The following is a 12698-nucleotide window of genomic DNA, read 5'->3' as shown; positions in this document are numbered from 1 at the left end:
CCTGGGTCGGCACGATAGTGGGCGGATGATCATGCGGGTCGGCAGATGAGGGCCGAACAGGCACGAGGAGGGCGATTCAGGTGAGCCACGTGGACGGGAGGTCTGTTCGGGAGTCCCTTCAGGCCCAGCTGTGGCCGGTGCCCTTGGCTGCTGTCGTTGTCGCGCTGATGCTCGGGCAGTTCCTTCCGTTCCTCGACGAGCGCCTGGATGACAGCCTGCCGGTTGCGGTGTCGGGTGTTCTCTTCGGTGGAGGGCCCGAGGCAGCACGGTCGCTGCTGGAGACGATCGCGAGTTCGACCATCACGGTGACCTCGCTGACGTTCTCCCTGACGGTCGTGACCCTTCAGCTGGCCAGCAGCCAGTTCTCCCCGCGCCTGCTCCGCACCTTCACCCGGGACCGGTTCGTCCACAACACGCTCGCACTGTTCCTCGGGACGTTCGTCTTCTCCCTGACCGTGCTGAGGAGCATCCGGGTGGAGAGCAGTGCCGGCGCGAGCTTCGTCCCGGAAATCGCCGTCACCACGGCGTTCCTGCTCACGATCGCGAGCGTCGTCGGCCTCGTCCTGTTCCTGGCTCACCTGGCACGGCAGATCCGTGTGGAGACCATGCTGCGCGACGTCCACCGCGAGACGGACCGCACACTGGAGCGGATCTATCCCCAGCAGGGACCCCTGCCTGCCGGCAATGAGCTCCCCCGCATCGGAGGAGTGCCGCTGCGGGCGCCGAGCTCGGGGTTCCTCACCCGGGTCGATGAGGAAGCCCTCACCGCCGGCGCTGCGCGGCATGGCGTGGTCGTCTCCGTCGACGTCGCCCCGGGGGCCTCGTTGGTGGAGGGCGTACCCATCGGACGGGTATGGAGCACGAGTGATGCTCCGCTCGACGACGATCGGAGCGCGGAAGTCGTCGAGGCGGTCCTCGCGGCCTTCAGGACCGGTTTCGAGCGCACCTCGAGCCAGGACCCGTCCTTCGGGCTGCAGCAACTGCTCGATGTGACCGACAAGGCACTCTCCCCCGGGGTGAACGACCCCACCACGGCTGTCCATGCCATCAGCCATATCTCCGCGATCCTCTGCTCCCTCACCGCGCGGTGCACGGGATCACGAACGCTCCGCGACGGCGACGGGACCGCGCGGGTGCACCTCACGCTCCCGACCTTCACAGAGCTCCTCGAACTGGTCATGGATCAGCTCGTCACCTACGCGTTCACCGACCCGCGGGCTGCCGGCCGGACCATCGACCTGCTCTCGGAGATCACCATCAGCGCCAGCGGTGCAGGCTCCCTGACCCACCTCACGGCGCCGCTCCGGACACAGATCGGGCGCGTCCGGACGGCGGTCGGTGGCTCACCCCTGGACGCCGTGATCCGGCAGGACCTCTCGGACAGGCTTGCCGGCGTCGAACCGGGCCGATGATCCGCCGGCCCTGAGGGCTGTGCCCTGCCGGGGCACTCGGGCGTGTGTGCCGGCGTACCCGCCCGCAACTACCCGTGTTCGGACGGTGTGGGCGGGCTCGATGGATCCGGGCGGGGTCGGGGCGGATCGGTTCCGCGGAGGAAGAAGGCTCCGAGCGAATTGGCGAGGGTGGCGAACACGGCGACGGAGTAGACGGCGAGCAGTACCTGCAGGATGCGGGCGAAGGGCGTCGTCGGGGTGAGCCCGGTGCCGGTGATCGTTGCCATCGCGGATTCGAAGAGGGCATCTGCGTAGGATCCATGCGTGCCGGTGGCGTACAGCAGCTGGCTCGAGGCGAGAATGACCACCGCGGTCACGGCTGCCAGCCACCCGATGCGGCTCGACAGGAGCCGCCCGGCGGACCGCGAGCCGCGCACACCCGCGGAGACGATGCCGCCGAAGCGTGCGAAGCGGGCCACGCGGACGAAACGCAACGCCTGCAGCGCGCGGAAGAAACGCAGGAACGGCACCAGGAGGAAGATGACCTGCCACCAGTTCTTCTTCCAGAACGTCCGACTGAACCCGGCGATGTAGGCCCGCAGCAGGAACTCCGCGACGAACACCGTCCAGAACACCCACCCCACCACGGTGAAGAAGAGGATCATGCCGGTGCTGGTGGCCAGGATCTGCCCGAGCACCACGAACAGGAAGATGACACCCAGGATGCCCATCGGCTTGTCCAGGCGGGCTGCCACGGCCTCCGCGCGGCGCAGGCCCGTGTCCTGCCCGATCGGTCGGTGGTCCATCAGCGTCCGTTCATCGAGACTGCATCATCGATCGTCGCCGGGGTACCCGATGATGCCACTCATGGCGGAGCCACTACCCAGCGTCTTGGCGGGGATGACGCTGAGTTTGCCGTTGGTTTCCAGCACGACGGCGGCGACGGAGGACAGATCCCCGGAGCCGGTGCTGCGCACCGCCTGGTGGACTTCGGACTCGGTAAGGCGGTTGCGGCGGAGCTCGTGGTGCTGCAATTGCCCGTCCACGACGAGCGCTGTGGGTCTTGTGGTGATCGTCTTACGCGCGCCGGGCCAGCGCGCGGATACCCAGGCGACGATGAATTGCAGTCCGGCCAGGAGTACGAGGGCTGCGAATCCCTCGGCATATGCGACGTCGGAGCTGAGCAGGATGGTTGCGAGGGTCGAGCCCAGCGCGACGGTGATGATGAAGTCGAAGGCGTTGAGCTGGCTGAGTGTCCTCTTGCCGGAGAGCCGCAGGACTCCTACGAGCGTGGCATAGGACACCGCCCCGACGATGAGGACCCGGAGGATGTCCGCCCACGAGTCAAACCACATCGTCGTGGCCCCCGGGCTTGATCGGGGTGGGGTCGGCCGCGAGGCCCGGTGGACCACCGGCGGCGGTGGTGCTGGCGTTGATCATCGTGGTTCTCCTCCAATGGGATTCGCGGGAAGACCCGGGACGCTGTCCTCGACACTACGCTGCAGCGCTTCCCGCTGTACTGCCGGATCACGAGAACGGGATGACGCCCTGGAGGTACTCGCGGGAGGATCCGCCGCGATACGAACGTCGCCGGCGGAGCGCAGGCGGTCGAACGGATCAATAACGGGAGACATCGAAAATGGAGCCGCCCAACTGTTGCCTTCCTGCCCGTGGCGGTGTTCCGTAGATGGATGACGATCACCGGACTCTTTCCCATGGCCGTGACGGACGAAGTCGGCTGGTTGGCCGCGGTCGACGAGGCCATCAACACCGCGTTCGCGAAGCCGACCGAGATCTTCTCGAGCATCGTGTTCTTCCCCATCACCATCGGTGATGTCAGCTTCCCGGCCGTCGTGGCATGGCTCATCCTCGCCGGGCTGGTCTGCACGATCTACTTCGGGGTTCCGCAACTGCGCGGGCTCAGGGTCGGCTACGAGGTGGTCCGGGGACGGTACTCGTCCAAGAGCGACCCGGGCGAGGTCCCGCACTTCCAGGCCCTCACCTCGGCCCTGTCGGGGACCGTGGGGTTGGGCAACATCGCCGGTGTCGGTGCGGCCATGGCGCTCGGTGGTCCGGGCGCAACGTTCTGGATGATCTGCGCCGGCCTGATCGGTATGGCCACGAAATTCGCCGAGTGCACGCTCGGCGTCAAGTACCGCGAGGTCCACGAGGACGGGTCCATCAGCGGCGGCCCGTTCAAGTACCTGCCCATCGCGTTCCGGAAACTCGGGCGCATCCCGGCCAAGATCCTGACCGGAATCTTCGCCGTCGCGATCCTCATCTTCGGCTTCGCCGGCGGGAACATGTTCCAGGCCAACCAGACGTTCGCGCAGGTGCAGAACGTCACCGGCGGTGAGGACGGGTTCCTCGGCAGCGCCGGTGCGGCCCTGATCTTCGGGGTCGTCCTGGCGTTCCTGGTCGCGGTCGTCATCCTCGGCGGCATCAAGTCGATCGGCGCCACCACCTCACGCCTCGTCCCCGCCATGGGCGGCGTCTACGTCCTCGCCTGCCTGTTCGTCATCATCGCCAACATCGAGCAGGTCCCCGCAGCATTCGGGGCCATCATCTCCGGTGCCTTCAATCCCCAGGGCATCGCCGGAGGCATCCTCGGCGTCCTGATCGTCGGCTTCCAGCGCGCATCGTTCTCCAACGAGGCGGGCGTCGGTTCGGCGGCCATCGCGCACTCCGCCGTCAAGACCCGCCGCCCGGTCAGCGAGGGCTTCGTGGCCCTCTACGAACCGCTCGTGGACACCGTCCTGATCTGCACCATGACCGCCCTGGCCATCATCATCGCCGGGGCTCCCAGCCTCCAGGCCGGCATCGACCAGGTGCAGGGCGGAGGGGACACCCCCGACGGCGTCATCCTCACCTCCGACGCCTTCGCCACCGTCCTCCCGTGGTTCCCGATCGTCCTCGCGATCGCCGTCATCCTCTTCGCCTACTCCACCCTCATCACCTGGTCCTACTACGGGCTCAAGGCCTGGGAGTTCCTGTTCGGGCGCGGGAAGATCGCCGAGCTCACCTACAAGGTCATCTTCCTGTTCTTCACCGTCGCCGGCTGCGTGCTCACCTTCAGCCAGGTCATCAGCTTCGCCGACGCAGCACTGTTCGTCTGCGCCTTCGTGAATCTCCTCGGGGTGTACTTCCTGTTGCCCGTGATCAAGCGTGAGATGCGCGCCTACCTCGCGGATCGCAAGAGCGGGAAGCTCCTCATCCTCGGACTGGAGGAGGGCGAACTGCAGCCCGAGAAGTAGCACCGACACCCTGCCGGACCAGGTGTGGCAGGACACCACCGGTGGACCTGATCCCCACTACCGACGTTCTCCTCCGCTCGTGTCTACCCCTCGAATGCCTGGGCCTCCGTCTCGGTCCTGATCAGGTCCTTGCCGGCGTCGGTGTGGGCGACGGCGGCGGGTTCGAGCATCTGCTCCCTCGAGTACTGGAACATCACCATGGCGACGGCGACGATGGGCGTCGCCAGGAACGCTCCGACGATGCCGAACAGCGAGCCCCCTGCAGTGACTCCCGTGAGTACCACGGCCGGGTGGAGCGCCAGTGACTTGCCCACGAGGATCGGCTGCAGGACGTTGCTCTCGAGCTGCTGCACGAGCAGCACGATGCCCAGGACGACCAGCGCCGTGACCCAGCCCTCGGACAGGAGGGCCACGAGCGTCGCAAGGAGTCCGGTCGCGACGGCTCCGACGACGGGCAGGAACCCTGCGAAGAAGATCAGGACCGCCAGGGGCAGAGCGAGCGGCACCCCGAGGACCCACAACCCGAGACCGATGAACACGGCGTCCACGAGTGCCACGGCGGCCTGCGACGACACATAGGCGGAGAGTGTTCTCCAGCTCCTCGTGGCTACCTCCGCGATGTGCACGAAGACCGTCCCGGTCGTCCATCGCAGCAGCCACCGGGGGAAGCGATCTCCGTCCTTCAGACAGAAGAAGGTGAGGACCACGGCCAGCAGCACTGTCACTGTCATCGATCCGACCGTGCCCAGTCCGGAGGAGACCTGCGACAGGATCGCACCGGCGTGGGTCTGGAGCCAGGCGAGTCCCGACGTGATGAGATCGTCGACGTCGGGCACGGTGAAGGGCAGCGACTCGGCGAAGTCCCCCAGCATGCGGACGTTGTCCACAGCCCGGCCGGAGAGATCGCGGATCCCGTCCACGGACAGGACTGCTGCGGTCCACCCCACACCCATGATGACCGCGAGGAGCCCCAGGACGGCGATGGCTGCCGCTGCTGCTCTCGGCAGGAACGTGCGCAGGATCCTGTTGACGGGCCAGAGGATCGAGGACAGGAGGAGGGCCAGGATCAGAGGGAGGACGATCACCCACAGCTCGGACAGGAGGTAGATCACTCCTGCGATCGCTATCGCGATGATGAGTACCCGCCCGAGAATGGCGGTCGTCGTCGTCAGGGCCGAGAGCACTGCACCCCCGCGGATGCGCTCCAGCATCGCCCGCGAGGAGGTGGCTCCGCGTTGCTCCTCGCCCGTGCCGGACGAGGAGGACTCCTGCTCATCGGTCATGCCTGACCTCTCCTGGGGGTGATCCGGTCCGTCATCGTGAGCACGGTGGGCATCAGGGTGCGGGGAGGGAATTTCACCGGTTCCACGCTAACAGGCATGGTCGGTCGGGTTCCCTCATGGGGGCCTCGGTTGCTGTTCCGTGACAGGATCGATGGCCGGCCGTGATGTGGAGGATGAGTCCACGGCCTGGAGCTTCGGGGACCGGCCTGATCCCCAGCGAGCGTCCAGTGGGGACTGCTATCGTGACAGGCCGACCGCCGACTGCTCCGGGGCACCGATGGCCACGCCGCAACCGGGTCGTGGCCGTCGAGCCCGTATCCCCGGGGACCGTGCCCGAGTACGCACCTGCACCAGGGGCTCGGCTGCGACCGGTTGCAGCCGACTCCCTGGTGCAGGGCTGCCACTTGATGAAGGGACCTCCGTTTGACCCGCGAGCCAGTGCACAACGCCGCCCGCCCACCGATCTATCCCGGAGAAGGAACCCTCGTCGCTGCAAGTTCCGTCCCTGGACCTCCGAGGCGGCCCAGGATGCTGCGCCTGGTGTCGCTGGTCGTCATCACGGCCGTGGCCGCCGTCGTCGCGTTCGGTGGTTTCTGGGCCGTGCGGTTGATCACCAATGTCGATTCCTTCGACCTCAGTGCAGGCGGCGAGCGCTCCGAGGGGGTCACGGACGACAGGACGGACCGCCTTCAGATCCTGGTCCTGGGATCCGATACGAGGAGCGGGTCGAACGATGGTTACGGCGCGGAGAAGGACTCCGAGGGATACGGTCAATCGGACGTGATGATGCTCGTCGACATCTCCGAGGACAATGACACGATCAACGTCCTGAGCTTCCCGCGGGACCTCCTGGTGGACATCCCGTCCTGCACCGACAAGCAGAGCGGGCAGGCCTTCGATGCCCGGCCCGGGGCCATGATCAACAGCGCCATGCGGGACGCGGGCCCGGGGTGCGCGGTCGACACCGTCAACGCGGTGACCGGACTCGAGGTGGATCACTTCATGCTCGCCGATTTCCACGCCGTGACAGAGCTCTCCAACGCTGTCGGGGGCGTCGACGTGTGCGTCACCGAGGCCGTCGATGAACCGAAGTCAGGCCTGAAGCTGCCGGCCGGCACCTCCAGCGTGCAGGGCGAGCAGGCCCTGGCCTTCCTCCGTGCACGGGCAGCCTTCGGGGACGGCGGCGACCTCGGGCGGATCCAGGCCCAGCAGGCGTTCCTCGGTTCACTGGCGCGCAAGGTCACGGACGAAGGCACGCTGCGCAATCCTCAACGGATCCTTCGCATCGCCGACGCGTTGACGCGCAATCTCACGGTCGACAGTGGCCTCGCTTCCATCCCCGCGATGGTCACCATCGCCGACAGGCTCAAGGACATCGACCCTGCGGACGTCAACTTCATCGCCGTCCCGACCGTCCCCGCGGCGGACCCGAACCGCCTGCAACTGGACGGACAGACCGCCTCGGCGCTCTTCGCCGTCCTGCGGGAGAGCGCCGACCTCACCACCCCGGTTTCGGACGAGCGGGAAGACCACTCCCCCACGGGGGACGAGGACGGTAGCACCGGAGCACCCCAGGACACGAGTGCGAGTGATGTACCCGTGACCGTCGCCGACGGCACGGCGGACCCGGCGCTCGTCCCTGCAGCGGTCGAGGCGCTCCGCGATGCCGGTTTCACAGGCGCCCAGGCGATGCCCGCTCCAGCCACCCCGGTGACCGGCATCTACTACAGCGAGGGTTTCGCCGATGCGGCCGCAGCCGTCGCCGCAGCACTGGGGGTACCCGTGACGACCGTCTCCTCGGACGACTCGATCTACGGAGTTCAGATCTACGTCGGAACCGACGCCGAGGACGGTCTCGACCAGCTGGCCGCGCCGGACGTGACCGGCACCGTCAACCAGACGGCGGACCAGGTGTCCTGCCAGGACACCAACCCCTTCGGTTAGGTCTCATCCGGGAGGAAGCAGACAGCAGATCGGAGGCTGCATCCCCAGGGGATGCAACCTCCGATCATCGTCGGACCCGCAGCCCGACGTGCGCGTCGACGCCGTGGGCGGGCTGTCCCCTATCGGTGTGCTCGGGACCGGACGCGCTGCAGCAGAAGCAGGACGGCCGACGCAACCAGGACGACGAGTCCTATGTAGAGCAGGAACTTCAGGGTCTCGACGGCGATGCCGACGATCAGGAGAACGAGGGCGACAAGGGCCAGGGCAATCAACAGGGGTTTCATCTGTCCAGTATGTCCGTGATCACCGGCTTCTCGTACATCCGGTCAGGCGCGAGGCCCCATTAGGAGCAGGCCGGGGCAAGAGAGTGACGGACTCCACATCGTCCGGCTCGATGAGTGGGGCGGGCCGGGGCCGGGCTATGACCGGCCCTGGTAGACGTCGGGGGTGCCGTCGTCGTCGGCGTCGACCCGCTCCTCGGCTTCGAGGACGCGGTAGTGCCGGTTGCGCATGCGCAGGATGACGGAGGCCAGGAGGGCCGCGGTCAGGGATGCGGTGAGGATGCCGACCTTGGCGTGGTCGTTGGTGGTCCCACCGTCACCGAAGCTGAGATCCGCGATCAGCAGGGACACGGTGAAGCCGATGCCGGCCAGCAGGGCCACCCCGATGAGGTCGACCCATTTCAGGGAGGCGTCGAGGTTGACCCGGGTGAGGCGGGTCAGCAGCCAGGTGGTCCCCACGATCCCGATGGGCTTGCCCAACACGAGTCCGGCGATGATGCCCAGGGTGACGGGATCGGACAGAGCCGACAGGAAGCCGGTCCACCCGCCGATGGCGACGCCGGCGGAGAAGAACGCGAAGACCGGGACGGCGAAGCCTGCGGAGAGGGGGCGGAAGCGGTGCTCGAAGATCTCGGACAGTCCGGGACCCGCACCGGGTCCACCGCTCGCCTGGCTGCGGATGACGGGGACGGCGAAACCGAGCAGGACGCCCGCGACCGTCGCATGGATGCCGCCGGCGTGCACGAGCGCCCAGGTGGCGAAGCCGAGCGGGAGCAGGATGAACCAGGCGGCGGCGGGCTTGAGCCCGAAGAAGCGCCGGTACACCTGTGCGAGCACGGTGAACAGTGCCAGCGGGATCAGGGCCAGCAGCAGCGGAGTGAGATGCAGATCGTCGGAGTAGAACACCGCGATGATGGTGATGGCCAGGAGGTCGTCGACCACGGCGAGGGTGAGCAGGAAGATCCGCAGCGCGCTGGGCAGATGGGAACCGACGATGGCCAGCACGGCGACGGCGAACGCGATGTCCGTGGCCGTGGGTATCGCCCAGCCCTGCAGGGTCTCGGGGCTGGTCAGGTTGATGGCCGCGTAGATGATCGCCGGCACGGCGACGCCGCCGAAGGCAGCCGCCACGGGGACGATCGCCTTGGAGAACTTGCGCAGGTCCCCGGCGACGAACTCGCGCTTGAGTTCCAGACCGACGAGGAAGAAGAAGACGGCGAGCAGACCGTCCGCCGCCCATGCGCCGAGGCTCAGCTCCAGGTGCCACGGCGCGTAGCCGATGCGGAAGTCCCGCAGGGCGAAGTAGCTCTCGGCGGCGGGCGAGTTGGCCCAGATGATCGCCACGGCTGCGGCGATGACGAGCAGGATCCCGCCCACGGTCTCCTTGCGCAGGATCTCGCCGATGCGCAGGGCTTCCGGGTAGGTGCCGCGGCCGAGGATCCCGGCAGGCGCGGCGGGGCGGTCGGGTGCTTTATCGGTCATGGGGGAACTCCTAGGGGGAATCGGGGTCGACGACAGAACCTGCCGACCAGACTTCCCGGCTCACCTCTCCCTACTCTACCCACCTCGAGCCGCCCAGGAGGGACGGACCGATGTCGGACACCGCGCTGCGAGGAGTGGACGTGAGACCCGAGGTGTGCCGCCTCAGTGACCGGCGCCGAGCTTCCCGCCGAGGCGTTCGCGCATCATCGTGGAGGCCTCGTTGAGGCCGACGATCTCCACGTCGGTGCCGTGGGTGCGGTACTTCTCCTGGACGCCGTCGAGGGCCGCGATGGTCGAGGCGTCCCACAGGTGGGAGCCGTGCATGTCGATGGTGACCCGGTGCGGGTCCGTGGCGTACTCGAACTGGGCATAGAGGTCGTTGGAGGACGCGAAGAAGAGCTCGCCATTCACGGTGTAGGTCGCGTGCCGGTCTCCGTCCACGATGTCCTCGGTCCGCTCGACGGTCACGAGGTGGGCGACCCGGCGGGCGAAGGCGATCATCGCGACGAGCACGCCGACACCCACGCCGATCGCGAGGTTGTGTGTCCAGACGGTGACGATCACGGTGGCGAGCATCACGGTGGTCTCGCTCCTGGGCATGCGCTTGAGGGTGGAGGGCTTGATGCTGTGCCAGTCGAAGGTCGCGATGGAGACGAAGATCATCACCGCGACCAGGGCTGCCATGGGGATGAGGGCTACGACGTCGCCGAGGGCCACGACGAGGATGAGCAGGAAGATCCCGGCGAGGAACGTGGAGATCCGGGTGCGGGCGCCCGAGGCCTTGACGTTGATCATGGTCTGGCCGATCATCGCGCAGCCACCCATGCCGCCGAAGAATCCCGTGATGATGTTGGCGGCTCCCTGGCCCCAGGATTCACGGGTCTTGTTCGAGCGGGTATCGGTGATGTCGTCGACGAGCTTCGCGGTCATCAGGGACTCGAGCAGGCCCACGGCGGCGAGGGCCAGGGCGAACGGGGCGATGATCCGTAGGGTCTCGGGGTTGAGCGGGACGTTCGGGAAGAACAGGGACGGCAGGCTCTCGGGCAGCTCGCCCTTGTCGCCGACGGTGGGCACGAGGATGTCGGCCAGGACGGCGAACACGGTGAGGACGACGATCGCGACCAGGGGCGCGGGGACCGCCCTGGTCAGGCGCGGGAGCCCGAAGACGATGAGGAGTCCCACGGCGACCATCGGGTACACCAGTGAGGGAACCCCGATGAGCTCCGGTACCTGCGACATGAAGATCAGGATCGCCAGAGCGTTGACGAAGCCCACCATCACGGAGCGGGGGATGAACCGCATGAGCCTCGCTATCCCGGCCAGGCCGAGGATGACCTGGAAGATGCCCCCGAGGATGACCGCGGCGATGAAGTAGTCCACCCCGTGACTGGCGACCAGGGGCGCGATCACGAGAGCGACCGCGCCGGTCGCAGCGGAGATCATGGCCGGGCGGCCGCCCAGGAAGGCGATGGAGACCGCCATCGTGAACGAGGCGAACAGGCCCAGGCGCGGATCGACGCCCGCGATGATCGAGAACGCGATCGCCTCGGGAATCAGGGCGAGCGCGACGACGAGCCCGGCGAGGACCTCGGTCTTCAGCAGGCGGGGGTTGCGCAGCGTGCGGGCGACGGACTGGCGTTCGACGGGGGTGGGCGCCCGGAGGGTCGCGGGAGGTACGGCTGCAGACATGGTGGGGTTCCTTCGTGCAGTGGGGGTGCAGGAGACGACGGGGTGGGGGCCCATGGGGACGGACTCGCACGTACGCCGTCGTACCTCGGATCCGCGCAGGAGCGCGGCGATCGTACACTTCGGGACGCTCCGGGAGTCGCCTCAGTCTATGTCGTCACGCAGGGATCGCCGGGGCCGGCAGATCGCCGGACATCGACGACACCGCGATACACCGGGATCAGCGGTGTCCGTCCGGGTCAGAAGGATTCGACGATCGTCCGGGCGGTCCGGAGGGCCTGGTCGTCGCCGGCGATGCTCGACGCGCGGTCGACGATCTCCCGGGCCAGGGCGGTGACCTTGCGGTTGGTGTCCTGGCTGCGCTGGCTGATGAGGTGGAAGGCCTGGTCGGCGGTGACACCGGTCTGCCCGATGAGGATGCCCTTGGCCTGCTCGATCACACCGCGTCCCAGCACCGACGCCGCCACGGCCTCGTTGGCGAGCCGGTGGGAGTCCACACGGACGGAACTGGTCACGTCGATCATGATCCCCCACACACCGATCACGGCGTCCTCGTGCTGGATCTGGTCTCCCACGATCAGCACCTGACGCTGGGCTCCGCGCGCGTCGCGCAGGGTGAGGTAGGTGGACCGGGGGCCGCTGATCAGCTGGGCCTCCGCCCAGTATGCGGCAGCCTGCTCGCGCAGCTCGGGCAGGAAGTGGCTCATGCCGAGTTCGAGGGTAGGAACCACTTCGCCCGGCTCGTAGCCGTGGATGGCGAACATCTCGTCGGACCAGTGGAAGGCGTCGGTGTCGAAGTAGTACTGGAACGTGCCGGTGGGCGAGTGCTCGAAGAGCTCGACCGGCGGGACGAACCGTCGGTCCGTGGGGGAATCTTCCTCGGGGGGTGTATGCATCTGCGGCGGCACCCATTCGTAGCGTGCTGGGACGGCGCTGGCTTCTTAACACCGTTCAGCTGGAAAGAATAGCAAGAAGGCCCCACAGATTCCGCTTGCGCCCGGTCGCCCGCCGCCTGGGGTCCTACTCGTGGACCGGCTCGCCCGTCACGCGGTGGTCCGCGTGGTTCATGCCCTCGAGGACGAGCCGGGCCAGGTGCCCGTCGATGATGCTGTACACCACGTTGCGGGCCTCCTTGCGCGTGGACACCAGGCCCGAGAGCCGGAGCTTGGCCAGGTGCTGGCTGACGGCGGTGCGGTTCGCGCCCGTCGCCCCGACCAGGGTGCCGACGTCGGCCGGTCCGCGCGTGAGCAGCCAGAGGAGATGGAGCCGGGTGGGATCGGCGAGCATGCGGAAGGTCGCCGCGCCCGCCTCGAGGCGGCGTGCGTCCGGCTCCTCCGGATGGACCAGGCTCGGCGCAGCGCCTGCTGACCGGGCCGC

Annotated in this window: 11 protein-coding genes; 3 read left to right on the top strand and 8 right to left on the bottom strand. The window is 67.7% G+C overall.

Annotation, left to right across the window (positions count from 1 at the left end; translation table 11 throughout):
* Positions 1–80 precede the first annotated feature (80 nt).
* On the top strand, positions 81–1412 hold the full coding sequence (locus ACX80N_RS13335) for a DUF2254 domain-containing protein (protein ID WP_459339789.1): 1332 nt from the start codon (positions 81–83) through the stop codon (positions 1410–1412).
* A 68-nt stretch (positions 1413–1480) separates the two neighbouring features.
* On the opposite strand, the gene ACX80N_RS13330 is transcribed toward ACX80N_RS13335, so the two are convergent.
* Both ACX80N_RS13330 and ACX80N_RS13325 read right to left on the bottom strand, forming a co-directional pair.
* A complete protein-coding gene (locus ACX80N_RS13330; RefSeq protein WP_459339788.1) occupies positions 1481–2197 on the bottom strand; it encodes a hypothetical protein in 717 nt (238 codons plus the stop codon).
* Between the two features lie 24 nt (positions 2198–2221).
* The gene (locus tag ACX80N_RS13325; RefSeq protein WP_459339787.1) at positions 2222–2746 is read right to left on the bottom strand and encodes a DUF421 domain-containing protein; all 525 of its coding nucleotides are present in this window, start codon (positions 2744–2746) and stop codon (positions 2222–2224) included.
* A gap of 336 nt (positions 2747–3082) precedes the next feature.
* Here ACX80N_RS13325 and ACX80N_RS13320 point away from each other — a divergent pair, with 336 nt between their 5' ends.
* Entirely contained in the window at positions 3083–4645 is a 1563-nt protein-coding gene (locus ACX80N_RS13320) for an alanine/glycine:cation symporter family protein (RefSeq protein ID WP_459339786.1), read from the top strand.
* 83 nt (positions 4646–4728) lie between these two features.
* On the opposite strand, the gene ACX80N_RS13315 is transcribed toward ACX80N_RS13320, so the two are convergent.
* The gene (locus ACX80N_RS13315) at positions 4729–5928 is read right to left on the bottom strand and encodes an AI-2E family transporter (RefSeq protein WP_459339785.1); all 1200 of its coding nucleotides are present in this window, start codon (positions 5926–5928) and stop codon (positions 4729–4731) included.
* 528 nt (positions 5929–6456) lie between these two features.
* Between ACX80N_RS13315 and ACX80N_RS13310 the strand changes: the two genes are divergently transcribed.
* Positions 6457–7872 (top strand): LCP family protein, encoded by a 1416-nt coding sequence (locus tag ACX80N_RS13310; RefSeq protein ID WP_459339784.1) that lies wholly within the window; start codon positions 6457–6459, stop codon positions 7870–7872.
* A gap of 119 nt (positions 7873–7991) precedes the next feature.
* Here ACX80N_RS13310 and ACX80N_RS13305 read toward each other — a convergent pair whose 3' ends face one another.
* From ACX80N_RS13305 to ACX80N_RS13285, 5 genes are all read right to left on the bottom strand, one after another.
* Entirely contained in the window at positions 7992–8156 is a 165-nt protein-coding gene (locus ACX80N_RS13305) for a hypothetical protein (RefSeq protein ID WP_459339783.1), read from the bottom strand.
* Positions 8157–8291: 135 nt separating this feature from the next.
* Positions 8292–9635 (bottom strand): Na+/H+ antiporter NhaA, encoded by a 1344-nt coding sequence (nhaA, locus tag ACX80N_RS13300; RefSeq protein WP_459339782.1) that lies wholly within the window; start codon positions 9633–9635, stop codon positions 8292–8294.
* A 162-nt stretch (positions 9636–9797) separates the two neighbouring features.
* Positions 9798–11324 (bottom strand): SulP family inorganic anion transporter, encoded by a 1527-nt coding sequence (locus ACX80N_RS13295; protein WP_459339781.1) that lies wholly within the window; start codon positions 11322–11324, stop codon positions 9798–9800.
* Between the two features lie 236 nt (positions 11325–11560).
* Positions 11561–12217 (bottom strand): ANTAR domain-containing protein, encoded by a 657-nt coding sequence (locus ACX80N_RS13290; RefSeq protein WP_459339780.1) that lies wholly within the window; start codon positions 12215–12217, stop codon positions 11561–11563.
* 124 nt (positions 12218–12341) lie between these two features.
* The gene (locus tag ACX80N_RS13285) at positions 12342–12668 is read right to left on the bottom strand and encodes an ArsR/SmtB family transcription factor (RefSeq protein WP_459339861.1); all 327 of its coding nucleotides are present in this window, start codon (positions 12666–12668) and stop codon (positions 12342–12344) included.
* Positions 12669–12698: the final 30 nt, after the last annotated feature.

This window comes from Arthrobacter sp. MDT2-16 (genome assembly GCF_054510925.1).
This window is presented reverse-complemented; position numbering and strand designations above follow the sequence as displayed.